Annotated in this window: 22 protein-coding genes; 8 read left to right on the top strand and 14 right to left on the bottom strand. The window is 64.3% G+C overall.

Annotation, left to right across the window (positions count from 1 at the left end):
* Position 1 precedes the first annotated feature (1 nt).
* Positions 2-2,968, top strand: a complete 2,967-nt coding sequence (locus RFM41_RS04765; RefSeq protein ID WP_320246591.1) for a bifunctional [glutamine synthetase] adenylyltransferase/[glutamine synthetase]-adenylyl-L-tyrosine phosphorylase — start codon at positions 2-4, stop codon at positions 2,966-2,968.
* Between the two features lie 182 nt (positions 2,969-3,150).
* Here RFM41_RS04765 and RFM41_RS04760 read toward each other — a convergent pair whose 3' ends face one another.
* Together RFM41_RS04760 and pepN are read right to left on the bottom strand one after the other, a co-directional pair.
* The gene (locus RFM41_RS04760; protein ID WP_320246592.1) at positions 3,151-5,472 is read right to left on the bottom strand and encodes a PAS domain-containing sensor histidine kinase; all 2,322 of its coding nucleotides are present in this window, start codon (positions 5,470-5,472) and stop codon (positions 3,151-3,153) included.
* Positions 5,473-5,800: 328 nt separating this feature from the next.
* Positions 5,801-8,449 carry an aminopeptidase N gene (gene pepN / locus RFM41_RS04755; RefSeq protein WP_320246594.1) on the bottom strand — a complete coding sequence of 883 codons (2,649 nt, stop codon included), beginning with the start codon at positions 8,447-8,449 and terminating at the stop codon, positions 5,801-5,803.
* Between the two features lie 155 nt (positions 8,450-8,604).
* On the opposite strand from pepN, the gene RFM41_RS04750 reads away from it, so the two are divergent.
* Together RFM41_RS04750 and RFM41_RS04745 are read left to right on the top strand one after the other, a co-directional pair.
* Positions 8,605-9,552, top strand: a complete 948-nt coding sequence (locus RFM41_RS04750) for a DMT family transporter (RefSeq protein ID WP_320246595.1) — start codon at positions 8,605-8,607, stop codon at positions 9,550-9,552.
* A 59-nt stretch (positions 9,553-9,611) separates the two neighbouring features.
* Positions 9,612-10,070 (top strand): hypothetical protein, encoded by a 459-nt coding sequence (locus tag RFM41_RS04745; protein WP_320246596.1) that lies wholly within the window; start codon positions 9,612-9,614, stop codon positions 10,068-10,070.
* Here the strand turns inward: RFM41_RS04745 and RFM41_RS04740 are convergent.
* The 4 genes from RFM41_RS04740 to RFM41_RS04725 all read right to left on the bottom strand — a co-directional run bounded on the left by RFM41_RS04740 (position 10,067) and on the right by RFM41_RS04725 (position 13,486).
* Positions 10,067-10,885 (bottom strand): helix-turn-helix domain-containing protein, encoded by an 819-nt coding sequence (locus RFM41_RS04740; RefSeq protein WP_320246597.1) that lies wholly within the window; start codon positions 10,883-10,885, stop codon positions 10,067-10,069. The genes RFM41_RS04745 and RFM41_RS04740 overlap by 4 nt on opposite strands.
* A gap of 261 nt (positions 10,886-11,146) precedes the next feature.
* A complete protein-coding gene (locus RFM41_RS04735) occupies positions 11,147-12,079 on the bottom strand; it encodes a uracil-DNA glycosylase (RefSeq protein ID WP_320246599.1) in 933 nt (310 codons plus the stop codon).
* A gap of 49 nt (positions 12,080-12,128) precedes the next feature.
* A complete protein-coding gene (locus RFM41_RS04730) occupies positions 12,129-12,770 on the bottom strand; it encodes a hypothetical protein (RefSeq protein ID WP_320246601.1) in 642 nt (213 codons plus the stop codon).
* Between the two features lie 77 nt (positions 12,771-12,847).
* Positions 12,848-13,486, bottom strand: coding sequence for a hypothetical protein (locus tag RFM41_RS04725; RefSeq protein WP_320246603.1), 639 nt, complete (start codon positions 13,484-13,486; stop codon positions 12,848-12,850).
* Positions 13,487-13,713: 227 nt separating this feature from the next.
* Between RFM41_RS04725 and RFM41_RS04720 the strand changes: the two genes are divergently transcribed.
* Both RFM41_RS04720 and RFM41_RS04715 read left to right on the top strand, forming a co-directional pair.
* The gene (locus RFM41_RS04720; RefSeq protein WP_320246605.1) at positions 13,714-15,417 is read left to right on the top strand and encodes an electron transfer flavoprotein-ubiquinone oxidoreductase; all 1,704 of its coding nucleotides are present in this window, start codon (positions 13,714-13,716) and stop codon (positions 15,415-15,417) included.
* 112 nt (positions 15,418-15,529) lie between these two features.
* A complete protein-coding gene (locus RFM41_RS04715) occupies positions 15,530-16,126 on the top strand; it encodes a DUF922 domain-containing protein (protein WP_320246606.1) in 597 nt (198 codons plus the stop codon).
* Between the two features lie 29 nt (positions 16,127-16,155).
* Here the strand turns inward: RFM41_RS04715 and RFM41_RS04710 are convergent, their stop codons facing one another.
* The 5 genes from RFM41_RS04710 to RFM41_RS04690 all read right to left on the bottom strand — a co-directional run bounded on the left by RFM41_RS04710 (position 16,156) and on the right by RFM41_RS04690 (position 19,914).
* Positions 16,156-17,166 carry an endonuclease/exonuclease/phosphatase family protein gene (locus RFM41_RS04710; RefSeq protein WP_320246607.1) on the bottom strand — a complete coding sequence of 337 codons (1,011 nt, stop codon included), beginning with the start codon at positions 17,164-17,166 and terminating at the stop codon, positions 16,156-16,158.
* A gap of 231 nt (positions 17,167-17,397) precedes the next feature.
* A complete protein-coding gene (locus tag RFM41_RS04705) occupies positions 17,398-18,858 on the bottom strand; it encodes an AMP nucleosidase (protein WP_320246608.1) in 1,461 nt (486 codons plus the stop codon).
* 126 nt (positions 18,859-18,984) lie between these two features.
* Complete coding sequence (locus tag RFM41_RS04700; protein ID WP_320246609.1) at positions 18,985-19,179, bottom strand: hypothetical protein; 195 nt, start codon at positions 19,177-19,179, stop codon at positions 18,985-18,987.
* 66 nt (positions 19,180-19,245) lie between these two features.
* Positions 19,246-19,380: a hypothetical protein gene (locus tag RFM41_RS04695; RefSeq protein ID WP_320246611.1), complete on the bottom strand. Its 135-nt coding sequence runs from the start codon at positions 19,378-19,380 to the stop codon at positions 19,246-19,248.
* 192 nt (positions 19,381-19,572) lie between these two features.
* Positions 19,573-19,914 (bottom strand): DUF2147 domain-containing protein, encoded by a 342-nt coding sequence (locus tag RFM41_RS04690; RefSeq protein ID WP_320246953.1) that lies wholly within the window; start codon positions 19,912-19,914, stop codon positions 19,573-19,575.
* 1 nt (position 19,915) lies between these two features.
* Here RFM41_RS04690 and RFM41_RS04685 point away from each other — a divergent pair, with 1 nt between their 5' ends.
* The 3 genes from RFM41_RS04685 (at position 19,916) to RFM41_RS04675 (ending at position 22,159) form a co-directional block, all read left to right on the top strand.
* Positions 19,916-20,221 carry a hypothetical protein gene (locus RFM41_RS04685; RefSeq protein WP_320319247.1) on the top strand — a complete coding sequence of 102 codons (306 nt, stop codon included), beginning with the start codon at positions 19,916-19,918 and terminating at the stop codon, positions 20,219-20,221.
* Between the two features lie 124 nt (positions 20,222-20,345).
* On the top strand, positions 20,346-20,612 hold the full coding sequence (locus RFM41_RS04680; protein ID WP_320246613.1) for an SEL1-like repeat protein: 267 nt from the start codon (positions 20,346-20,348) through the stop codon (positions 20,610-20,612).
* A gap of 425 nt (positions 20,613-21,037) precedes the next feature.
* Entirely contained in the window at positions 21,038-22,159 is a 1,122-nt protein-coding gene (locus RFM41_RS04675; protein ID WP_320246614.1) for an ABC transporter substrate-binding protein, read from the top strand.
* Positions 22,160-22,311: 152 nt separating this feature from the next.
* On the opposite strand, the gene RFM41_RS04670 is transcribed toward RFM41_RS04675, so the two are convergent.
* From RFM41_RS04670 to RFM41_RS04660, 3 genes are all read right to left on the bottom strand, one after another.
* Entirely contained in the window at positions 22,312-24,276 is a 1,965-nt protein-coding gene (locus tag RFM41_RS04670) for an acetyl/propionyl/methylcrotonyl-CoA carboxylase subunit alpha (RefSeq protein WP_320246615.1), read from the bottom strand.
* Between the two features lie 48 nt (positions 24,277-24,324).
* Positions 24,325-24,702 (bottom strand): hypothetical protein, encoded by a 378-nt coding sequence (locus tag RFM41_RS04665; RefSeq protein WP_320246617.1) that lies wholly within the window; start codon positions 24,700-24,702, stop codon positions 24,325-24,327.
* Between the two features lie 119 nt (positions 24,703-24,821).
* Positions 24,822-25,352 (bottom strand): O-acetyl-ADP-ribose deacetylase, encoded by a 531-nt coding sequence (locus RFM41_RS04660; protein WP_320246619.1) that lies wholly within the window; start codon positions 25,350-25,352, stop codon positions 24,822-24,824.
* Between the last annotated feature and the right edge of the window lie 2 nt (positions 25,353-25,354).

Below are 25,354 nucleotides of genomic sequence, written 5' to 3'. Positions count from 1 at the left end.
AATGACGAAGAAGAAGATCGAATCCGAATTCCGGCTTAGCCCGGCACTGGCGCTCCACCCCTTGGATGCAGGCCATGCCCGGCGCGAATTGTCGGAAATCGCCGATGCCGCCGAGGAAGAGGGGCTTTCCCGCCTCGCCGCATCCCTGGCAGGCGAGGGGCCACTGCAGGACCTGCTGGCGGCCGTCTTCGACCTCTCGCCGTTCCTGCGCGATGTGGCTCGCCGGCGGCCGGCGATTCTCGATACGCTGTTCGATGGGACGGTCGAAGCTCGGCTCGGCGCCATCGGCGAGGCGATCGGCGGCGCGGCCAAGGCGGAAGATGCCTCGGAATCGAGCCTGATGATGGCGCTCCGGCAATGGAAGACCGAAGCGCATTTCCTGATCGCGCTGGCCGATCTTTCAGGCGAGGCTGAGACTTCGGTGACGGTGCGCCGGCTCAGCGATCTCGCGGATGCCTGCACATGCGCCGCCGTCGATTTCCTGCTGCTCGACGCGCACCGGCAAGGCAAGCTCAAGCTGCCGAATCCGGCGGAACCGGCGAAGGATTCGGGTTGGATCCTGCTCGGCATGGGCAAGCTCGGCGCGCATGAGCTGAATTTTTCCTCCGACATCGACCTCGTCGTCTTCTTCGATCCGGAAGCGCCGGCGGTCATCGATCCGCTTGACGCGACCGAGCTGTTCTCCAGGCTTACCCGTCGCCTCGTGCGCATCCTGCAGGACCGCACCGAGCACGGCTATGTGTTCCGCACCGATCTGAGGCTGCGCCCCGATCCGGGCTCGACGCCGCTGGCTATCCCGGTCGAAGCAGCGCTTCGTTACTACGAGGCGCGCGGCCAGAACTGGGAGCGCGCGGCCATGATCAAGGCGAGGCCGGTTGCCGGCGACCTTGCCGCCGGCGCGGCCTTCCTCAAGGAATTGCAGCCCTATGTCTGGCGCAAATACATGGACTATGCGGCGATCGCCGACGTCCATTCCATCAAGCGCCAGATCCATGCCCATAAGGGCCATGGCGAGATCGCGGTGAAGGGCCACAACGTCAAGCTCGGCCGCGGCGGCATCCGCGAGATCGAGTTCTTCGTCCAGACCCAGCAGCTCATCGCTGGTGGCCGCTTCCCGGAGTTGCGGGGGCGCGAGACCGTGCCGATGCTCGCAGCGCTTGCCGCACGCGGCTGGATCACCGCCGACGCGCGCGATGCGCTTACCCGGCAATACTGGTTCCTGCGCCGCGTCGAGCACGCCATCCAGATGGTGGCGGACGAGCAGACGCATATCCTGCCGGAAGAAGACGAGGAGCTGAAACGCATCGCGCTGATGCTGGGATTTGCCGGCGAGGCGGACTTCACAGAGGCCTTCCGTGCCTCGCTGCAGCAGGTCGAGCGCCATTATGCGGCGCTGTTCGAGACAGCGCCCGAATTGTCGGCCGGCGTCGGCAATCTGGTCTTCACCGGCGATGTCGACGATCCCGATACCCTGCAGACGCTGCATGGCCTGGGCTTCCAGCGACCGAGCGACATCTGCCGCGTCATCCGCGGCTGGCATTTCGGCCGCTACCGCGTCACCCAGTCGGCGGAGGCGCGCGAGCGCCTGACCGAACTGACCCCTGCGCTGCTCAAAGCCTTCGGCCAGACGCGGCGCGCCGACGAGGCGCTGATGCGCTTCGACGAGTTCCTTGCCGGCCTGCCGGCGGGCATCCAGCTTTTCTCGCTACTGCAGTCGAACCCGGCGCTACTCAAGCTGATGGCGACGATCATGGGCGCCGCGCCTCGGCTGGCGGCCATCATCACGCGCCGCCCGCATGTCTTCGACGGCCTGCTCGATCCGGCGCTGCTCACCGAATTGCCTGACCGCGCCTATCTTTCGGCGCGGCTTGCCGCCTTCATCGAAGGTGACCGCGCCTATGAGGACGTGCTCGACCGCCTGCGCATTTTTGCCTCCGAGCAGAAATTCCTGATCGGCGTCCGTCTGCTCGCCGGCTCGATCGATCCGGCGCGGGCGGGGCGCGCCTTCTCCGATCTCGCTGACCTAACAATCGAGGCGGCGCTGAACGCGGTGATCGCCGAATTCGCGCTGCGCCACGGCAGCGTTGCCGGGGGCAGGGTGGCGCTGCTCGGCATGGGCAAGCTCGGTAGCCGCGAGCTTACCGCCGGTTCGGACGTCGATCTCATCCTGCTCTACGACCATGACGCCGATGCCGAAGAGTCCGACGGCGAGAAGCCGTTGGCGCCTTCGCATTACTACACCCGCATGACGCAGCGCCTGATCGCGGCCGTCTCGGCGCCGACCGCCGAAGGCGTGCTCTACGAGCTGGACCTGCGCCTGCGTCCCTCCGGCAACAAGGGGCCGGTTGCCACCCATATCGACGCGTTCAAAAAGTATCAGCGCCAGGACGCCTGGACCTGGGAGCACATGGCGCTGGCACGGGCCCGCGCCATCGGTGGCGACGCCGAGCTCTGCGCCGAGCTCGACGACGAGGTAGCGGCGGTTCTGGCGCAGCCGCGCGATGCCGCCAAGGTGAAAGCCGAAGCCTCGGAGATGCGGGCGCTGATCGAGAAGGAGAAGCCGCCGCGCGACCTCTGGGACATCAAGCTTATCCCCGGCGGGCTGATCGATCTCGAATTCATCGCCCAGGTCGCGACCATCACCGGCAATGTCGAGCCCGGCCGCCGGGTGACGGCGACGGCCGACATTCTGGCGCGGCTGGCCCCCGGTTTCGCAGGCGGCGATATCCGTGAAGAACTAGGCGAAGCCTACCGGCTCTATCTGGCGCTGACCCAGATGATCAGGCTTTGCCTCACCGGCGAGTTCCAGCGCGACGATGTCCCCCCGGGTCTCTCGGATCTGTTGCTGGCGGTCACCGACCTGCCGGATTTCGGAGTGCTGGAAGCACATCTCAAGGAGACGTCGCGGAAGGTCAGGAAGGATTTTGATGGTCTGCTTCGCGCGGAAGGTGCGATCTCGCGAGGTTAATCAACGTCTCATTCCTTCGCGCCCCCGAGGGGGGAGATCAGATGTCACGCCGGCTTTCGCCAATCACCGACGCTGGGACGAGCGAGGCGCCGAAGCTGCCAATCTCCCCCCTTGTGGGGGAGATGTCCGGCAGGACAGAGGGGGGGCGCTGTCCTGCCAGCGTTACAGAGTTTTCGAAGAAATCAGGCCGCAGCCTTCACCGCCGGCGGGGCCTTCTTCAGCGGAATGCGCACCGACACGATGGTGCCGACGCCTTCGGTCGAGCGGATCTTCAGCGCGCCGCCCTGCAATTCGGCCAGCGAGCGCGAGATGGCGAGTCCGAGGCCCGAGCCGGTGTGGTTCTTGGAGAACTGGTTCTGCACCTGCTCGAACGGCCGGCCGAGCTTGCTCAACGCTTGCTTGGGGATGCCGCAGCCATTGTCCTCGATCGTGAGCAGCAGCGCGCCTGAGGTGTTGCGCGCCCTGACCGTGATCTTGCCGCCCTGTCCGGTGAACTTCACCGCGTTGGAAAGAAGGTTGATGGCGATCTGCTTGATGGCGCGGCGGTCGGCGTAGACGCGCATCGTATCGGCGATGCGCGTCTCGACATTGATCGATTTTTCCGCCGCCTGCAGCGAGATCACCCGCACCGTCTCCTTGATCAGCGGGCAGAGGTCGATCTCCTCGCGATCGAGCGAGAACTGGCCAGCCTCGATCTTCGACATGTCGAGGATGTCGTTGATGACGCCGAGCAAATATTTGCCGCTGCCGTTGATGTCGGTGGCGTATTCCTCGTAGCGCTCCGAGCCGAGCGGCCCGAACAGGCCTTGCTGCATCAATTCGGAGAAGCCGATGATGGCGTTGAGCGGCGTGCGCAGCTCATGCGACATGTTGGCGAGGAATTCGGATTTCGCCCGATTGGCCGCCTCGGCGCGCTCGGTTTCCTTCATGTATTTGCGGTTGAGCTCGACCAGCTCGCTGGCGCGGTCCTCTTCGGCGCGGCGGGCGAGGCTGAGATCGTGGATCGTTGCCATCAGCCGGCGCTCGCTGTCGACCAGCTTTTCCTGATGCAGCTTGATCTGGGTGATGTCGGAGCCGACCGAGACGATGCCGCCGTCGCGGGTCCTGAGCTCGTTGACCTGCAGCCAGCGGCCGTCGGCGAGCTGGCGCTCGAAGCTGACGCCGCCCTGCGGCCCGTTGGCGTTGGCCAGCCTGCGCTCCGAGGCGAAGGCCAGCATCCGCTCCTCCACCGAGTCGCGGAGAATGCCCGGCACGACGTCGCGGTCCGACAGCCCGTTGTCCTTCTGGAACTTCGAATTGCACATGATCAGCCGCTCGGTGGCATCCCACAGCACGAAGGATTCGTTGATGTTCTCGATCGCCGTCCTGAGCCGCATGTCCGCCGCTTCCGACCGCAGCGCCAGGTGCCGCTGCTCGGTGACATCGACGGCGATGCCGATCAGCTGGATCTCTGGCGCTTCCGGATCGATCACCTGCGCGCGGGCCCGCATCCACACCCATTGACCGTTGGCATGGCGCATGCGGAAGACCTGGTCGATATGGTCGATCTCGCGCTCGACGATGCGGTTGGCGAGCTCGAACAGGTCGCCGTCGTCCGGGTGGATGATCTCGTCGACCTCGCCGAAGGAAAGCATCGTATCGCAGGGCTCGTAGCCCAGCATGTCGTACATCGAGCGCGACCAGTACATCTTGCCGCGCACCATGTCCCAGTCCCACAGCCCGCAGCGGCCGCGCACCAGCGCCATGTCGATGCGCTGATGCGCCTCGAGATAGATGCGATCGGCCGCCTGGGCGCGCGCCGCCTGGCCGAAATAGGCGTAGAGGATGACGATCAGCACGCCCGCCGTCAGCACGAACAGCGTGACGTTGAGCGACATCGACTTGCGCCAGCCGTCGAACACCGCTTCCTGCGGCACCAGCACGGCGGCCGCGTGTTTGCGATCGCCGCTGAGGCTGACGGCGGCGAACCAGTCCTGTCCGGCGATCGAGACATCCATCACGCTGGCGCGGTCGCCGAACATGAACAGCGGCTGGCCGCCCAGGACCAGGCTGTCCAGCGTGCGGCCCTGCCAGCCCGTCGACAGAGGCGAGACGGCAATGACTTTGAAGTCGGCGTCGGTGATGGCCAGCACATGGGCACGGCTCATGGCGCCCTGGCGGCTGGTGTTTTCCAGGAGACTGATGGCATTGGCGCCGGCCGCGCCGGGGTCGGCGGTGACGGCCTGCGCCATTTGGCCGGCGGCCAGCGCCAGCACGGCCTTGGCGTCGCGCTCGATCTCGTCATGCTCGTTCATCAGCGACAGGAAGCGCAGCGCGGCGATGATGACCAGGAAGATGATGATCAGGGCCGGGATCGAACGGCGCAGAAAGGGCTCGGCGGCTAAGAGCCGCTGATAGGCAGGTTCGGCGATTAGGCGCGTGTTGCCGGCAAGTCCATCGTTCCTTGCCTTGCGACGCGCAAAAGCCTTCCCTCCGGGCGCGCCCCACGCGTCCGCCTTGGCCATAAATGGCACTCCCCGATTTGCCGTATACTGGATGACCCGGATACGCCGCACGCCCGAATCGCCATTAAAGAATCAAAGGTGATTCGCCTTGTCCAGAGGCGCGGGCAAAAAAGATTAAAAGTTGATTGAAATTTGTCGAAACTGCCGATCTCCCCCCTCGTGGGGGAGATGGCCGGCAGGCCAGAGGGGGGCGCTGTCCCGCCAGCCTCTCACCTGTTAATTCCCGACATCCGACGGGTTGGGACTTTGGCCAAGTGCAAACGCCGCGATCCTTCGCGCCCCCCTCTGCCCTGCCGGGCATCTCCCCCACAAGGGGGGAGATCGATAATCAAGCCAGCGTCCGCTCCACGATATCGCGCAGATCAGCCGACAGGTTCTCGGCCTTCGCCATGTCGAGCAGTGCCTGCTTGGCCTTGGCCTGCCGTCCAGGCTCCAGCGAGCGCCAGGACCTGAGCGCCGTCGCCAGCCGCGCCGCCACTTGCGGGTTACGCTTCTCCACCTCCAGCACCGTCTCGGCGAACAGGCGGTAGCCTTCGCCGTCGGGGCGGTGGAAGCCGGTCTGGTTGGCGCTGGAGAAGGTGCCGATCAGCGAACGCACGCGGTTCGGATTGGCGATCGAGAAGGCCGGATGCCGCATGAGCTCGCGCACCTTGTCGACGGTCTTGGCGCCGGGAACCCCGGCCTGGATCTGGAACCACTTGTCGAGCACCAGCGCATCGCCGCGATAGCGCGCCTCGAAGGCGGCCAGCGCCTCTTCGGCCTCGGCTGTGCCTGAATGGCGATGCGCCAGCACCGCCAGCGCGGCGGCGCGGTCGGTCATGTTGGTGGCGGCGTTGAAGTGGCGCGCGGCGAGGCCCGCACCGCTTGGCAGCAGCGACAGATAGTCGAGCAGCGTGTTGCGGAGGGCCCTGCGTCCGGCGCTCGCCGCGTCCGGACTGAACGGACCCTTGTCGGCCAGCTTGTCATAGAGCGCCGAAAAAGCGCCGCCGTTTGCCTCGGCGATCGACCGCGCCAACGCTTCGCGCGCGGCGAAAATGGCATCGGGGTCGATGCCCTTGCCGATGTCGCGGGCAATGTCGGCTTCGCCGGGCAGCGCCAACGCCAAGGCGCGATAAGCCGGCTCCAGCGCCTCGTCGCCGGCGATCCTGCCGGCAAGCTCGGCCAGCCGTCCCGCGAAGACCGGCTGCCTGCCGCCGAGGATCTGGCGAAACGCTGCGATCAACGCGTCGGTCAAAAGCGTGTTGAAAGCCTGCCAGCGCGAGAAGGCGTCGCTGTCATGCGCCGCAAGGAAGAACTGGTCATCGGCCTTCTGCTGCGCCGAAAGCGTGATCGGCGCCGAGAAGCCCCGGTTGAGCGACAGTGAAGGGCGTTGCGAAACGCCGGAGAAGCGCACCGTGTGCCGGCGCTTGCGGATATGGATGACGCCGTCCTCCACCGTTGCGCCCTCGACGGCCGTCCAGGTGACGGGCTTGCCGTCGGCGCCCACAAGGCCGAAGGCCAAAGGGATATGCATCAGCCGCTTGCGGCTTTCCGACGGCGTCGGCGGCACCGATTGCTCGATCTCCAGCGTGAACGCCTTGGCCGCCACATTGTAGGATGAACTGACCGTCAGGTTCGGCGTGCCGGCCTGGTGGTACCAGAGCGCGAACTGCGCCAGGTCACGGCCCGAAACGTCTTCGAACACTTTCAGGAAATCCTCGATCGTCGCAGCCTCGCCATCATGCCGCTCGAAATAGAGGTCCATGCCGGCGCGGAAGATTTCCGCGCCGAGGATGGTGCGGATCATGCGCACCACTTCCGAACCCTTCTCGTAGACGGTCGCCGTGTAGAAATTGTTGATCTCGCGGTAGCGGCGCGGCCTGACCGGGTGCGCCAGCGGTCCCTGGTCTTCCGGGAACTGGTGCGCGCGCAAAGTACGCACCTCGGCGATGCGCTTCACCGCCCGCGAGCGCTGGTCGGCGGAGAACTCGTGGTCGCGGTAAACGGTCAGTCCTTCCTTCAGGCAGAGCTGGAACCAGTCGCGGCAAGTGATTCTGTTGCCGGTCCAATTATGGAAATACTCATGCGCGATGATCGCCTCGATATTGGCGAAGTCGGCATCCGTCGCGGTCTCCTCGTCGGCCAGCACATATTTGTCGTTGAATACGTTGAGGCCCTTGTTCTCCATCGCGCCCATGTTGAAGTCCGACACGGCGACGATGTTGAAGACGTCGAGGTCGTATTCGCGGCCGAAGGCGTCCTCGTCCCATTTCATCGAGCGTTTCAGCGCATCCATCGCATAGCCGGCAAGCCGTTCCTTGCCGGGCTCCACATAGATGCCGAGCTCGACCTCTCGGCCGGACATGGTGGTGAAGCTGCCCGCCACCTTGCCGAGCGCGCCCGCCACCAGGGCGAAGAGGTAGGAGGGTTTGGGAAAGGGGTCGTGCCAGACCGCGTAATGACTGCCATTGGTGAGCGCGCCGCGTTCGACTGGATTGCCGTTGGAGAGCAGCAGCAGCGGCGCCTCGTTGTGCGGTGCTTCGATGCGCACGGTATAGACCGACAGGATGTCGGGCCGGTCGAGGAAATAGGTGATGCGGCGAAAGCCTTCGGCCTCGCATTGCGTGCAATAGACGTTGTTGGAGCGATAGAGGCCCATCAGCGCCTCGTTGCGCGACGGCGCGATTTCGGTCTCCAGGCGAAGCTCGAAACGCTGTGCCGCTGGCGGCTTCAGGATCGTCAGCCGGTCCGGCGTCGCCTCGTAGTCGCCGGCTGCGAGCGCATGCCCATCGATGGCGACGCCGAGCAGCGTCAGTCCGTCGCCGTCGAGCACCAGCGGTGCGGAGACGGCAACGCCCCCGCGCCGCTCGATCGTAAGCACCGCGGTGACATGGGTCGCGTCCGGCGACAGGCGGAAGTCCAGGCTGGTCGCGGGGATGAGATAGTCGCTGGGGCGATAGTCTTCGAGCTTGAAGACATGGCCGGTATCTGTACGCATTCCTTGGGCTTTTCCTGTCGGTTTCGGGCGGAGGGCCAGCTTGGCCGGTCCAAGAATTTTGAGGTGCGCGCTCTTTACACGAAACGACCACTCGACAAAACTGTGCAAAGGCCTCATTTGCGGCTTCGTTTTTCCGACCATCCTTACGAGGCAAGATGACCGTCGATCATGCCGTCGGCCACAACGCGCTGCGCGGCATCACGCTGAAGATCGTCTCGGTGACGGTCTTCGTTGGCATGCAGACCTGCATCAAGGCGGCCGGCGACGTGCCCGCCGGGCAGATAGTCTTTTTCCGCTCCTTCTTCGCCATCTTCCCGATCATCGCCTTCCTGGCTTTCAAGGGCGAGCTCGCAACCGCCTTCACGACCAGGCGGCCGTTCAACCATATCGCGCGCGGCCTGGTCGGTGTCGGCGCCATGGGGCTCGGCTTCTTCGCGCTGACCAGGCTGCCGCTCCCAGAGGCGATCACGCTGAACTACGCCCAGCCGCTGCTGGTCGTAGTGTTCTCCTCGGTCTTCCTTGGCGAGACGATCCGCGTCTATCGCTGGAGCGCGGTCGCGGTCGGCCTTGCCGGCGTGCTGATCATCTCTTGGCCCGAACTGACGCTGCTCAATTCCGATGAGGGCCTCGACGACCAGGAGGTGCTGGGCGTCATGGCCGCGCTGATCGCCGCGGCGATCTCGGCCGTCGCCATGCTGCTGGTGCGCAATCTCGTGCAGACCGAGAAGACGGCGACCATCGTCTTGTGGTTCTCCTCGACCGCGTCGGTGCTGTCGCTCTTCACGCTGCCCTTCGGCTGGCAAGCGCTGACGCCGATGCAGGCCGCGCTGCTTGTCGTCGCGGGCTTCTGCGGCGGGCTCGGCCAGATCCTGATGACGGCGGCCTACCGCCATGCGGAGGCCTCGGTCGTGGCGCCCTTCGAATACACCTCGATGATCCTCGGCGTCGTCGTCGGCTATCTGGTGTTCGGCGACGTGACCTCGCTCAACACGCTCATCGGCGGGATGATCGTGGTCGCCGCCGGCATCTTCATCATCTGGCGCGAGCGGCAGCTAGGGCTGGAGCGCACGCGGACGAGGACGGCCACGCCACCGCAGGGGTGAATGGGATCGCCGGCATGTCATCAACCTCGCCGATCTTCCCAGTCCATGAGGAATTGAGAATGAATGACAAAGAGCGCCCTTACGCCCTTCACACGAACCGAGAACTGGCGATGATGCTTGCCGCAGCCAAACCGTTGGCTGTGTTTGCTCATGAAAAGGTGGACGGTTTTGAGAAGGCCGATGCGCTGGCCAATCAGGACTTCGCGCCACACGTCGCAGCCGGAACCATTTCGGAGCATGTGAGGACCAGAACGATATCCCTGCCGAGCGGTACTGCGGTGGATATTGATTACTGGTTCTATACGCTCAAGGGCGAGGAATGGCGGGTCGAGGCATATTGGCTGCTTATCGATATCCTCGATCGCAAGGGCTGGTGTCCGCAATTCGAGTGGTTGGAAGGAAGGCTACTCGGCTACACCGACGAGGAGAATATCCATCATCTCTTGCGGAAATATCCGGCAGACCAGTGGGTTGCTGAGATTTGCACCCCCCAAGACCGAGGATCGGTCGGCGTTTAGCCATCCCTCGCGTTGGCCCGCTCTTTCGCCAGCCGCACTAGCACCGCCCTTGTCGGCTCGTCGGCCGGGAAGAAGGATTCGATCGCCAGTTCCGACAGCGTGACATCGAGCGGCGTGCCGAACACGGTGATGGTGCTGATGAAGGAAAGCACGACGTCGCCATGCGCGAGCCGCAGCGGATGCACGATGCCGCTCGGCTCGACCGGCGCGGGACGGCTGTTTTTCAGGCCGGAAGGATAGGTGCGCAACTCGCGCTCCAGCTCGATCAGCACCGGATCGCCGGTCGCGTCGTTCTGGTGCTTCAGCCGCTCCAAGAGATGCGCGCGCCATTCCGCCAGATTGACGATGCGCGGCGCGACACCGCCTGGATGAAGGCTGAGCCGCAGCACATTGACCGGCGGCGTGAGCAGCGACGCTTCGGAGATATCGGCAAGGAACGGCGCGATCGCGGTATTGGCGGAAACGAGGTTCCAGTGCCGGTCCACCGCCAGCGCCGGGAACGGCTCGTGACCCTTGAGCACGGTCTCGACCGCGGCCAGTGCCGGCGCGAGCGTCGCGTCGGTCAGCGATTTCTCGCTGAAGCTCGGCGCGAAGCCCGCGGCCAGCAGAAGCTGGTTGCGCTGGCGCAGCGGCATGGACAGCTGCTCGGCGAGGTGCAGCACCATGTCCCGCGACGGCTGCGCGCGGCCGCTCTCGACGAAGGAGAGATGCCGCTGCGAGATGTCGGCCTCCATGGCGAGGTCGAGCTGGCTCATGCGTCGCCGCGTGCGCCATTCGCGGATCAGGCTGCCAGCGGAGATGTCGGATGTGGTCATGAGGGAATGAGTAGGGCGGCGAGGGGAGTAATTCAATTACCTGGGAAGTTATAGGTAGCGCCCCTCGTAGGAGATTGGCGAAGGCGGCGGTGACAGCCAATCTCCCCCCTTGTGGGGGAGATGCCTGGCAAGGCAGAGGGGGGCGCTGTCCCGCCAGCTTATCAGCGTTTAGGTTGCCCCGGCAGAAAAATAGGATACCGACGCCGCGATCCTTCGCGCCCCCCTCTGTCCTGCCGGACATCTCCCCCACAAGGGGGGAGATTAGCTAATCGCCCTGAGCTTCGCCTTGACCTCAAGAAAGTCCCGCCATGCCAGCTTCTTGTGTGCTGGCGTTCGGAGCAGATAGGCCGGATGCAGCGTCGGCATCGCTGGAATGGCAACGCCGGAAGCTGTCGTGTGCACCCGCCAATTACCGCGCAGTCGCAAGATCCCTTCGGTCGTGTTGAGCAGCGTCTTGGCCGACGGCCCGCCGAGATTGACCAGCACTTTTGGATTGACCAGCTCGATCTGCCTTTCGATGAACGGCCGGCAGATTTCCGTCTCATGCGGCGTCGGCGTGCGGTTGCCCGGCGGCCGCCACGGGATGACATTGGCGATATAGGCCGAGTTGCGGTCGAGGCCGATCGCCGCCAGCATGCGGTCGAGCAGCCGGCCGGAGCGGCCGACGAAAGGCAGGCCTTCGAGGTCCTCGTCGCGGCCCGGCGCCTCGCCGACCAGCATCAAATCGGCATTGGGATTGCCGTCGGCGAAGACCAGGTTCTTGGCGGTGAATTTGAGATTGCAGCCGTCGAAACCGGCCATGTGCTGGCGCAGTTCATCGAGCGTCGTCGCGCGGGCGGCAAGCTGTCGCGCGAGCAGGGCCTGCGCCTCGTCGGGAACCGCCGCGGCCACCGGCGCTCGCGCAGGCGCGTCCGGAATGTTGCTGGCGTCGAGGCCGGACAAAGGCGCTGGCGGGTTGGGTGTTTCATCTCGTTCCGGAGGCTGCGTGGGCGCTGCAGGCCGGCTCTCGGGCCTGGCTTCGCGAGGCGGCGCGGCTGGGGCCCGCTCGGCGGACCGGCGCTCGGCCGGCTTCGTCGCCGCTTCGGCGAACCGGTTGACCGGCGCGTCTTCAAGCGCGTCGTCCACGCCGGCGCTGGCATAGAAGGCAAGCAACTCGGCGATATCGGCAGGGGAGGTGGGGGAGGCGGCAGTCATGGCGCCACCATCGTCCGCGCGGCTTCAATTTGCAAGTTTGGAGGCCGCATCAGCTTGTCGGGATACGTGGCTCCTGCACCAGCCAGAACTGCCATTTCGGCGTGAAGTCGGTGATGCGGAAGGTGAAGCTGGCGGTCTTGCCTATGTCGACCTTGCCCCGCATGAACGACAGGCGGTCGTAAGGCGACCACTCGCGATAATATTCGGCGAAGCCGCTGGACCAGATATAGTCCGGCGTCTTGTTGGCCTGATCGAAGGACAATCCGTCCTCGTCGGTGCTCGGCTCGCCGAGAACGGACTGCAGCTCGAACTGGAATTCGATCCAGCCTTGCCCGCCATTGTTGAGCGCGTCGATGCGGATGTACATCATGCCGCTGGCGAACTCGCCCGGCACGCCGAATGGCTGGATGGGCTTGACGGCGCGGATGGTCAGCGTCACCGGCGTTGCCGAATTGAACTCCTCGGTGACGACGAAAGGGTCGTCCCTGGTGCCGATGCCGGACGCGCCGGTGATGTGGAAGCCGCCGAGTTCGTCGGAAAAAGCGTAGGCTCCGGCGATCCACACCTTGTGCGGATCGGCGCGGGCGTCCGCCGGGGCCAGCGAGAGGAACAGGAGAACCGCACCGCGGAAGTGCCCGCGTGTGCAGAGCAAGCGCTGCACTGAAAAGCCGGCTAGCCTGAAAGTGCGCATGAACAATTATTGCCGACAAGCAAGCCGTAGAACAATTGAAAAACGCACCAACGAAGAGGCTTGACCGCGAAGAGCGATCACCCCGTTGGAATCCTTGGATCCTGCACGATGTAGAACGTCCAGCGCGGCGTGTAGTCGGTGACCAGGAAATCGAAGGTCGCCGTCTTCAGCGGATCGATCTTGCCATCGCGGAACAGCAGCCGGTCATAGGGCTCGAACCGGCGGTCGAAATCGGCGAAGTTGCTTGACCAGATGTTGTCGGGCGTCTTGTTGCGCTGGTCGAAGGACAGGCCGTCGCCGAAGACACTCGGCTGGTCGAGGATTTCCTGCAGCTCGAACTGGAACTCCACCCAGGGCAGGGCGCTGTTGTTGAGCACATCGATGCGCATATACATCACGCCATTGGCGACCTCGCCAGCCTTGCCGAAGGGCTCGATCGGCTTGGTCGCGCGGATGGTCAGCGTCACCGGCGTCGCCGAGTTCAGCTCCTCCTTGATGATCAGCGGGTCTTCCTTGGTGCCGATGCCGGAAGCGCCGGTGATGCGGAAGCCACCCAGCTCGTCGGAGAAGGAATAGGCGCCGGTTGCCCACACCTTCACCGGATCCGCCTCGGCCGGCATGGTCAAAAAGAGGAGCGGAAGAACCGCGCGCCAAGCCGCACCTGGCGTGAAGAGTAAGCGCTTCGAGGAAAAGCCGGACGGCTCTGGACTGCGCATGGCGTGAAGTATTGCCGATAACCAAGCCGTCGAACAATTAAAAACATGCCGGCGCCGCCTGGCCTGCCAACCAAATGGCCCTGGCCTATGCTTGGCCATGGCTTGTGCTGCCGCCTTTTCGTAGGGAAAACCGCGACTTTTTGTCGAAATCGGCGTTGTCACGTCAGCGCCGGTTTCGCGTCGCGAATTGATGCGCTATGCAGCGCATGAGCCAGCACAATGCGAGAATGCGGCAAGCCATAGAGGGGTCGATGAGCGATATCGAACGCGAGAGCATGGAATTCGACGTGGTGATCGTCGGCGCCGGTCCTGCCGGCCTTGCCGCGGCTATCCGTCTGAAGCAGCTCAACCCGGACCTCTCCGTGGTCGTCCTGGAGAAGGGCGGCGAGGTGGGCGCGCATATCCTCTCGGGCGCCGTCGTCGATCCGATCGGCATCGACCGGCTGCTGCCCGGCTGGCGCGAGGAGGGCGATCATCCGTTCAAGACACCGGTGACGGCGGACCATTTCCTGGTGCTTGGGCCCGCCGGCTCGTTCCGCCTGCCCAACTTCCTGATGCCGCCGCTGATGAACAATCACGGCAATTATATCGTCTCGTTGGGCAATGTCTGCCGCTGGCTGGCGACCAAGGCCGAGGCGCTGGGCGTCGAGATCTATCCGGGCTTCGCCGCGGCAAGCCTCGTCTACAACGACGCCGGCGCCGTCACCGGCGTCATCACCGGCGACATGGGCGTCGAGAAGGACGGCACGCATGGTCCGGCCTACGCGCCCGGCATGGCGCTGATGGGCAAGTATGTGCTGATCGGCGAGGGCGCGCGCGGCTCCTTGGCTAAGCAACTCATCGCCAAATACCAGCTTGCCGAAGGCCGCGAGCCCGGCAAGTTCGGCATCGGCCTCAAGGAGCTCTGGCAGGTCAAGCCCGAGAACCACAAGCCGGGTCTGGTGCAGCATTCCTTCGGCTGGCCGCTCGACATGAAGACCGGCGGCGGTTCCTTCCTCTACCATCTCGAGGACAACCAAGTGGCGGTCGGATTCGTCGTTCACCTGAACTACAAGAACCCTTATCTCTCGCCCTTCGAGGAGTTCCAGCGCTTCAAGACGCATCCGGCGATCGCCGGCACCTTCGAGGGCGCCAAGCGCATCGGCTATGGCGCGCGCGCCATCACCGAGGGCGGCTGGCAGTCTGTGCCGAAGCTGTCCTTCCCCGGCGGCGTGTTGATGGGTTGCGCGGCCGGCTTCGTCAACGTGCCGCGCATCAAGGGTTCGCACAACGCGGTGCTCTCCGGCATGCTGGCGGCCGAGCATGTGGCCGAGGCGATCGCCGGCGGCCGTGCCAATGACGAGCTCGCTTCCTATGAGCAAGCCTGGCGCGGCACCGACATCGGCAAGGACCTGAAGAAGGTGCGCAACGTCAAGCCGCTCTGGTCGCGCTTCGGCACCATCGTCGGCGTCGGCATCGGCGGGCTGGACATGTGGCTGAACACGCTGTTCGGCTTCTCGCCCTTCGGCACGCTGAAGCACGGCAAGGCCGACTATGCGACGCTCGAGCCAGCCGCCCAGCATCAGAAGATCGCCTATCCGAAGCCGGACGGCGTCCTGACCTTCGACCGGCTCTCCTCGGTGTTCCTGTCGAACACCAACCACGAGGAAAACGAGCCGGTTCATCTCATCGTCGGCGACGCGGCGCTGCAGCAACGCTCCGAGCACGATGTCTTCGCCGGTCCCTCGACCCGTTATTGCCCGGCCGGCGTCTATGAATGGGTGGACAAGGACGGCAACGCCGCCGCCGATCCGTCGGCCAAGGACGTGCGCTTCGTCATCAACGCGCAGAACTGCGTGCACTGCAAGACCTGCGACATCAAGGATCCAAACCAGAATATCAACTGGGTGCCGCCGCAAGGCGGCGAGGGGCCGGTCTATCAGGGCATGTGATCCGCTTCGACCGGGCCGTCTCGGTCTGGGCTACCAGGGCATGTAAGCCGCCAAGGCCGTTGAAGCAGAGCCCCGAGTATGGTCTGCTCCGTCTCTAAACAAGGAGGCGGACATGCGGCGCATCAGCCTGGCGATACTAGCTGCTGCCGGCGTGCTTTTTTGCGGGACCGCCTCGGCCGGCATCAAGCTGACCGTGCATGTGCGCACCTACGATGTCGCCGGCAGGACCGGCGCGGAACTGGTCGAGGCGATGGATGGCCTGGGGCCGCGGCACGGCCATGCCACGCGCGCCATCGCCGAGACCGGCTATACCGTGCATTGGGACCTCGACGTGAAACGGGACAACGGCATCTGCCGGCTCCATGAGGCCACCGGCAAGATCGACCTGACCTACACGTTTCCGCGCCGCACTTCGCCGTCCAGTCCGGCCCTGAACAGGCGCTGGGATCGTTTCATGGCCGGCGTGCGCCAGCATGAGCACACCCATGGCCGCATCGCGAAGCAGATGGTGCGGGCGACGGGGACGGCGCTTGCCGGACTCGAGCGGCCGGACAATTGGTTCTGCACCGGTCTTCGCTGGGACGCCAGGCACCGCATCGACACGATCTATGCCGACTACGAGGCCAGGCAGAACGCCTTCGACGCGCGCGAGCACCGCGACGGCGGCCATGTCGACCGGCTGGTCCATGCCTTGATTGGGAAGAACTGAAAACTCCGGTCCGCCTGCCAGGCAGGGCGTCAGCTGCGCGGCTTGTCCGGCGCGTCATTCGCCGCCAACGCCGACTTATGCTCGTCCTCGGGCGGGTTGCTGTCGGTCGGCAACGTGAATTCGACCATCACCGGCAGATGGTCGGAGCCGGTATCCTCCAGCCGGGCCGAGGACAGGATCGTCACCCCGCCCTTGCTGAACACCTGGTCGATGGGCAGGCCCGCATAGCGGCGCAGGAAGTCTGGCAGCGTGCGGTGGATCCAGGTCGGGCCGGCCGACGGCATCAGCGTCATGCCGCTGAGCCGCGCCACCCGCCGCACTGCCGCGCTCCACGGCACGGCGTTGCAGTCGCCCGCCATGATGGCGGTCTCGCCGAGCCCGGCCAGCGGTTCCGTCAGCTCGCCGATCTGCCAGTACTGCTCCTTCGGCCAAGGCCAGCTCAGATGGATCGCGGCGACGTCGACCGGAACGCCATTGAAATCGATCGTGGCGATCGCCATCGCCCCGCGCGGCTCGCACCGTGGCGCCGTGCCGGCGGCAAAGGGGCGGCGCGAGAGCAGCGCGACGCCGAATATGCCGTTGGGATAGTCGCAAAGGATGCGATAGGGGTAGGCGCTCGCAATATAGCTGAGCTCCTTCGACCACATCCCCGACACCTCGTCGAGCGTGATGACGTCCGGATTGGTCCGGCCGATCAGCGACAGCACCTTCTTCGGCGTCGGATTGTTGAACCGCAGGTTCATCTGCAGCAGGCTGTAGACGATCCGGTCGGCCGGTTTTGCGACCGCCTGCTGCGTCGGCAATCTGGGCAACGCGCTCGTCGTCGTGGCGAAGCAGGCGATGGCGAAGACCAGGGCCGCGACGGCTTGCAGCCGGTAGGGACCGGCAAGCAGCGCCAGCGCCAGCAAGGCCGCAAGCAGACTCAGATGCATGCGGAAATGCGAGAAGGAATCGAAGGCCGGATGCAGCGCGCCGAAGAACCCGGCCAGCAACGCGGCCGAGCATGCCATCATCGCCAGGAATGTCAGCTGAGCCATCATGCTCAAGCGCGTCCCGCCCCTAGTCATCTGCTCCGACTGCCCAAGGACATTTCATCGTTTCACGGAAACGCCGAAATGCCCTGCCTTCTTTGTTCCGACGCAATTTCGGACGGAAAACCGCCTCGCACTTTTCCTGAAATTGCTCCAGTCTTCCATCCGGACCGCTTATCGGTCAAATTGCGGCCCAAGCAAGACGACGGATTGCCTCGCCAGTAGCTGGCAAGCGCGCGGCTACTGGAACGCCGTCTCGGAAAAACTCCTGAGCTTGCGCGAATGCAGCCGCTCCATCGGCATTTCGGCCAGCTTCTCCATCGCCCTGATGCCGATCGTGAGATGCTGCGCCACCTGCCGCTTGTAGAACTCGGTCGCCATGCCGGGCAGCTTCAGTTCGCCATGCAGCGGCTTGTCGGAGACGCACAACAGCGTCCCATACGGCACGCGGAAGCGGAAGCCGTTGGCCGCGATGGTTGCCGATTCCATGTCGAGCGCGATGGCCCGCGACTGCGACAGGCGCTGCACCGGTCCGCGCTGGTCGCGCAGCTCCCAGTTGCGGTTGTCGATGGTGGCGACGGTGCCGGTGCGCATGATGCGCTTGAGGTCGTAGCCGGACAGGCCGGTAACTTCGGCGACCGCTTCCTGCAGCGCCACCTGGATCTCGGCCAGCGGCGGGATCGGCACCCAGACGGGCAGGTCGTCGTCCAGCACATGGTCCTCGCGCACATAGGCATGCGCCAGCACATAGTCGCCCAGCGCCTGCGTGTTGCGCAGGCCCGCGCAATGGCCGAGCATGACCCAGGCATGCGGCCTCAGCACCGCGATATGGTCGGTGATCGTCTTGGCGTTGGACGGGCCGACGCCGATATTGACCATGGTGATGCCGCCATGGCCGGGCTTCTTCAGGTGATAGGCCGGCATCTGCGGCAGGCGCTGCGGCGGCGTGCCTTCCTCCGGGACCGTCGACCCGTTCCGGGTCACGACATTGCCGGGTTCCACGAACTCGACATAGCCGCTGTCGCCATCGGCCATCAATTCGCGGGCGCGCGCGACGAATTCGTCGATGTAGAACTGGTAGTTGGTGAACAGCACGAAATTCTGGAAATGCTGCGGGCTGGTCGCGGTGTAATGCGTCATGCGGTGCAGCGAATAGTCGATGCGCTGCGCGGTGAACGGCGCCAGCGGCCGCGGCTCGCCATACGCCACCTCGAAGGTGCCGTTGGCGATCTGGTCGTCGGTTCCGTCGAGATCCGGCACGTCAAACAGGTCGCGGATCGGCCGCTTGATGCGCTCGGCGGCCGAGCCGTCGACATAAGTGCCTTCCAGGAAGGCGAAATGCAGCGGGATCGGCGTGGTCGACTCCGACACCGTCACCTGCACGCCGTGATTGCGCATGATGAGCCGAAGCTGCTCGACGAGATAGTTCTCGAACAGTTGCGGCTGGGTGATGGTGGTGGCGAAATGGCCGGGCGTCGGCATATGGCCGTAGGCTTGGCGCGAGTCGATCTGCGTGAACGAGGTCGTGGTGACGCCGATCTGCGGATAGAATGCCCGGTAGCGCTTGCTCTCGTCGCCGCCCGCGGCAAGGGCTGCGAAGGAATCGCGCAGGAATTTGGTGTTGCGGTCATAGAGCGCCTGCAGCGCCGCGACGGCCTTTTTGGCGTCATGGAAGTCCTGCTTGCCGAAAGGCTCCGGCATGACGACCGATTCGATGGCTTGGGGGTAGATTCGCTTTTCCATGGCTCAATATAGAGATTTGGAAGAGCGGTTGGGAGGGGGAGGCAGGCGTCAAGCCGCCGCAAGCGTCGTTTTTCTTCGATGGCGTTACCCGCGCTGCAGGCTGATCAGCAGCACAAAGCCCACGCTGGTGTTCCTGTGCGCCGGCGCCTCGATCCTGTGGCCCGTGTCGGCCCGCATCATCGGCACCGCCAGCACCGGGGCGGCGAGCAGCATCAGGATGAGCGTCGCCCGCGGCAGCAGCCTGAGGATCTTCGTTGCGGTGGCGGCGATGCGGTTCATTTTGATGGTGTCCCCAATTTCGGCTTGGTCGCGTTTCAGCTTTGTCGTTTCAGCGCTTCATTTGGTTCACGGAGCCGAGAACGCAGCCACGGGGCGTTCCCATAAGCGGGCGGAATGGCCGCCCTCGGCCACAAGGATGGCGAAGAACATGCCGAACAGGCTCATCAGCAGGCAGACGATGGTGAAGCGACGGGCAAGCATTTCTCTCTCCTTCAATGCGGGAGAGAATGCCGGAATGCCTCTGAACCGGTTCTGAGATCGGTATTCATCCGCGGTTCAAATTGATTGACGAGGGTTTGAACAACACTGGCAGCACGAATCCGGCGGAGCGCTGCCGCTCCAAAAGAAAACGGGGCCGTTCGGCCCCGTCTCATACGATCTGGAGTTTGGCGATCAGAGCTTGTGCCAGGTCTGGCTTTTGCAGATCAGGCCGCCGAGCACGCAACCGCTCATCTTGAGCGTCGTGCCCGAGAGCGTCGCCTTGCCGGAATAGGTCTTGTCGTTTGCCGGGTCGGTGATCGAGCCGGCATATTTGTTGTCGCCGGCCGCTTTCAGCGAGCCGATCGTCTTGCCGGCATATTTGCCGGTCTTGAGCGTGATGGAGAACGAGCCGCCGCCGCCGATCGTCGCCGTCTCGCCGGATTGCGTCTTCCAACTGCCTTCGATCGGGTCGGCGCATGCGGCGCCCGCCATGATCAAGGTGGCCGCCAGGGCCAGGCTCATCTTTCGAAACATCTTGTCCTCCTCCCTGTGGGCCGCGACGGGACCGCCTTCCTGCCCCTTACGCACAGGTAAAGCTAATCCAGCTCCGGCCAAAACGAAAGCGGTGCCGCCACGGAAGGTTGCAAGGATTTTCGCCGCGCCGATGGCTGGAAATAAACGCGACCGGAAAAACGCTTCGGTTTCCGTGGTTAGCGAAGTCTTGATTCCGCTCTCGACAATTTTCATCGAATTTGAAGCAAAAGGGCTGAAACGCTGGATTCCCATGCTTAACAGTTTTCTACGTTTACTTCTTGTTTTAGCTTTGTTTTCCTCAAATTAAGCAAGCCATTTAACGACGGATTCAAGGCCAGCCGTCATCCTCGAAAGCATCGAAAGAGCGGCCCGCCCCGAGGGACACCAACGGGAAAAGGAGGCGGCTCTCGGGAGCCAGACAGGGGATTGAAATGGCACGTTTTGAAATGCTTGAAGACGGCTTCGGCGCCATGGGGGCAACCGCCCAGGCCGATATTCTTTTCGAACTGGGCATGATGTATGCGACCGGCCGCGACTGCGAGACCGATGTCGTTGCCGCCCATAAATGGTTCAACATCGCAGCGATCAAGGGCTCGGCCCGCGCCGCCGAGCTGCGCTCGGAACTGTCGGCCTCGATGTCGAAGCCCGAGATCGCCCAGGCGCTGCGCGAAGCGCGCGAATGGATGACGATGCACTGATCCTGTGGGTGCAGCACCCGAAAGTCTTCAGGAGACAAGGCCGCGATAAGACGGCCGGTAGACAAGACCAAGAACGCGGCAGGTCAACGAACCAAGCCGCGCCGACCATGATCCCGAAAAGTGGAGTCCGGTTTTCGGATAAGATCATGGTCCACTAGAAACAGGGAAGCGAGCGGGTTCAGGCGCGGGGGCGTCTGGGGAGCTCGACTGCAAAAAGCCGTGACCGACCGAAACAAGGCCGGCGCGGCTTTTTTGCATTACGCATGGTAATCAAGCGGGCGCGTGGCCCAAGCAATCCCGGCCGAAATGAACCAAAACCTTCCGAATTGTCCTCTCGACAGTTTCAGCGAAGGGTGAAATTGTCCCGGCTCTGTGGAAGAAGCGCGGCCGGATGGCCATGCGCAAGTGGAGGAGTTCTTATAGTCATGAAAAAATTGGGTATTTTGAGCGCGGCCGCATTTGGCCTGATGATGAGCGCGCCGGTTGCCTTCGCCGACGACATCACCATTTCGGTGGTCGGCCCGATGACCGGCCAACTCGCCACCATCGGTGACCAGTTCAAGCAGGGCGCCCAGGCTGCTGCCGACGCGATTAATGCCGCCGGCGGCGTCAACGGCTCGCAGATCAAGCTCGACATCGAGGATGACCAGTGCGATCCGAAGCAGGCGGTCTCGGTGGCCAACCGCATCGTCGCCAACGGCGTCAAGTTCGTCGACGGCCATGCCTGCTCGGGCTCGAGCATTCCGGCCTCGGCCGTCTATGCCGAAGCCGGCACGCTGATGATGAGCCCCGCCTCGTCCAACCCGGTGCTGACCGACGCCGCCGCCAAGGCCGGCTGGCCGACCATCATGCGCCTTTACACGCGTGACGACGCGCAGGGCGCTTTCATCGGCCCGTGGATCGCCAAGAAATACGCCGGCAAGAACGTCGTCATCCTGCACGACAAGAGCGCCTACGGTCAGGGCGTCGCCGATGCCGTGAGGGCGACGATGAATGCCGGCGGCCTGAAAGAGGTCGACTATGAAGGCATCAATGCCGGCGAGAAGGACTATTCGGCTCTCGTCACCAAGCTGAAGGAGCTCAAGGCAGACGTCGTCTATTTCGGCGGCTACCATCCGGAGGCGGGCCTCATCCTGCGTCAGTCGGCCGAGCAGAACGTCAAGTTCCAGCTGATCATGCCGGACTCGATCGCTTCGCCGGAATTCTGGCAGGTCGCTGGCCCGGCCGGTGAAGGCACGTTGTTCGTGTTCCCGTCGGACCCGCAGGCCAAGCCTGAAGCCAAGGACGCCGTCGCCAAGATCAAGGCTGGCGGCTTCACCCCGGAAGGCTTCACGCTGTTCTCCTATGCCGTGATCCAGGCTGTCGCCGAAGGCGTCAAGCGCGCCGGCACCGACGATCCGGCTAAGGTCGCTGCGGCGCTCAAGGACGGCAAGCCGATCAGCACCGTCGTCGGCGACGTCATCTTCGACGAGAAGGGCGACCTGAAGAACGCCAGCTACGACATCAACCAGTGGCACGACGGCAAATACGCGCCGATCAAGCCGTAAGTCGGTTCCGCAATCGAGGAAATGGCCGGGCTTGTCCCGGCCATTTTCGCTTGTGCGAAGGGTCTTCCTTGGCAGGACGTGTGACGGAGGGGGGCGCCGTCCCGCCATACCTAACTATTTTGTCTCGTTAACGAGACAATTGAACGGTCGCCTCAGCCCTGACCGTCCTCCGCGAACCGCACCAGCACCGTGCCGTCGCTGACCTGCGCGCCCTCGGCAGCGATCTCGGCGATCACCCCGTCATGCGGAGCGACGATCGTGTGCTCCATCTTCATCGCCTCGAGGATCAAGAGCGGCTGGCCCTTGATCACGGCATCGCCTGCTTCTGCCCGCACCAGCTTGACCAGCCCCGGCATCGGCGCGCGCAGGCTGCCCGGGGCGGCCTCCGCCTCGTCGGCCTTGGCAAGCGGATCGGGAACGGTGAATGTATAGCCGACCGCGCCCTCGAAGACGGTGACGTGGCCCGGCCAGCGGACAGCATGCGGCATGGTTCGCAAATCATGCGTGTTCACCGCATCATGTGGCGCCTCCAGCGCCACCTGGAAGCGGCCGTCCGGCCTTGCCGAAACCCTGGCCAGGATGTTTTCCTCGCCATGGCGCAGGCCGATGCGGCGCTTAAGCGTATGGAAATGCGCATAGCCTGAAAGCGTGGACCATGGATCGGCGGCGGGACCCGGGGCGCCGGCGTCCATAGCGGCAAGCGCCGCCGCGGCGATCGTCTCGTCGCTCGGCGCGGGAATGGCGGTGAGCGCCTCCTGATGCCGGCCGATCAGCCCGGTATCGACATCGCCGGCCGCGAAATCGGCGTCGGCGGTAAGCGCCGCCAGGAAGGCGGTGTTGACGGTCGAGCCGGCCACTTCGGTCCGGGTAAGCGCCTCGCGCAGCGCACTGAGCGCCGTGGTCCGATCCTTGCCGTGCACCACCAGCTTGGCGATCATCGGATCATAGAAAGGCGAGATCGCATCGCTGGCGCGCACGCCGGTCTCGATGCGCATCGCGGCGCCTTCCGGCGCCGCGTCGGGGAATTGGAGATGGTACAGCGTGCCGGTCGCCGGCAAGAACCCTTTCGCCGCGTCCTCGGCATACAGGCGCGCCTCGAAAGCGTGGCCGGCAAGCGCGATCTCGCCTTGCGTCTTCGGCAGCTTTTCGCCGGCCGCGACGCGCAGTTGCCATTCGACGAGATCGACGCCGGTGACCATCTCGGTGACGGGGTGCTCGACCTGCAGCCGCGTGTTCATCTCCATGAACCAGAAGCGGTCGACCTTCAGCCCTTCAGAGGCATCGACGATGAACTCGATCGTGCCGGCGCCTGAATAGTTGATCGCCTTGGCGGCCTTCACGGCTGCCTCCGTCATCGCCTTGCGCAGCGCGGGCGTCATGCCGGGGGCGGGCGCCTCCTCGATCACCTTCTGGTGGCGTCGTTGCGCCGAGCAGTCGCGTTCGAAAAGATGAACCGCGTTGCCGAAATTGTCGCCAAACACTTGGCACTCGATATGACGCGGCTTGTCGACATATTTTTCCACCAGCACGCGATCATCGCCGAACGCCGCTTTCGCTTCGCGCCGCGCTCCGGAAAGCGCCTCCGAGAAATCGTCGGGATGGTCGACGCGCCGCATGCCCTTGCCGCCGCCGCCGGCGCGCGCCTTGATCAGAACGGGATAGCCGATCTCGCGCGCCTTGGAGGCAAGCAGCACGATCTCCTGCGCTTCGCCGTGATAGCCGGGCACCACCGGCACGCCGGCCTTTTCCATCAGCCGCTTGGCGGCGTCCTTCAGCCCCATGGCGCGGATCGAGGCGGCGGACGGACCGATGAAGACGAGTCCGGCCGCCGTCACCTGATCGACGAAATCGGGGTTCTCCGACAGGAAGCCGTAGCCCGGATGGATCGCCTCGGCGCCGGTGGCAAGTGCCGCCGCAATGATCCTGTCGCCGCGCAGATAGCTTTCACCGACGGGCGAGGGGCCGATATGCACCGCCTCGTCGGCCATCTCGACATGCAGGGCCTTGGCGTCCGCGTCGGAATAGACGGCAACGGTCCGCACGCCGAGCTTGCGGGCTGTGCGGATGACGCGGCAGGCTATCTCGCCGCGATTGGCGATCAGGATCTTACCGAACATGGAGCCTCCCGTTTTTCTGCGGGTGGCGCCAGTCCAGCAGGCGCCGGCTTACTTCGAAACCGCGATCGCGCAGCCGCCGCTCGCGGTTTTGACCTTCCACCTTTTGAAGCCGCTCTGACAGGCGCGCAAAGCAATATCCTCTGCGGCCTTCTGCGAGGGGGCGTTCAGCTTTACGCTGCAGAAAATGTGCAGATCCACGACGCGCGAGTAGAACGTTGTGGCATAGGCCGAATGGCCGCTCGCCGCGATATAGGCAAGGTAGGATTTGTAGCAGGCTTCCTTCGGATCGAGCGAGAGAGTCGGGGCAAAGCGTTTGTCTCCGATCTTGCCGGCCAGCGATTCCGCCGAGCCGACGCTTGGCGCGACGAACGTAAGCAATCCCGCAAGTATCGAAACGATCGCTTGCCGTGAGTATTTCGATCTCATTTTGACCCCGTCCCCATTTGAAAATGCGGGATGAGGAGTAACGAATATTTTTCGCCCGTGCTAGCCATCCGGATGTAATCCACCCTTGCCTGGGCCGAGGAATCTTTTGATCCATAAATTCAGCCTTCCCCAAGAACAGCAACGGCATGCCGGTATAGTTCGGCCACTTGTTCGTCGAAACAGCAGAAAGTAACGGTCTCGAGCAGCGGGTCTTGTTGCAGAAAGTCAGTTACGGTGTCGACGGCAATGCCGGTCGCCTTGTCTTTCGGAAAGCGGTAAATACCGGTCGAGATCGCCGGAAATGCCACCGTCCGGCAATTATGGCCGAGGGCGATTTCGAGCGAGCGCCGGTAACAGGAGGCGAGCAGCTCGGCTTCGCCCTTGCCGCCGCCTTGCCAGACCGGGCCGACCGTGTGGATGACATAGCGCGCCGGCAGCCGGTAGCCCTTGGTCAGCTTGGCATCGCCGGTCTTGCAGCCATGCAGCATGCGGCATTCGGCGACGAGCTCCGGTCCGGCCGCGCGATGAATGGCGCCGTCGACGCCGCCGCCGCCGAGCAGCGAGGAATTGGCGGCGTTCACGATGGCATCGACCGCGAGCTTCGTGATGTCGCCGGTATGGATGCGGATCCTGTCGCCGAGAGCGCCCATCG

It is taken from the genome of Mesorhizobium vachelliae (genome assembly GCF_033977325.1).
In the GTDB taxonomy this organism is placed as follows: domain Bacteria; phylum Pseudomonadota; class Alphaproteobacteria; order Rhizobiales; family Rhizobiaceae; genus Mesorhizobium; species Mesorhizobium vachelliae.
This window is presented reverse-complemented; position numbering and strand designations above follow the sequence as displayed.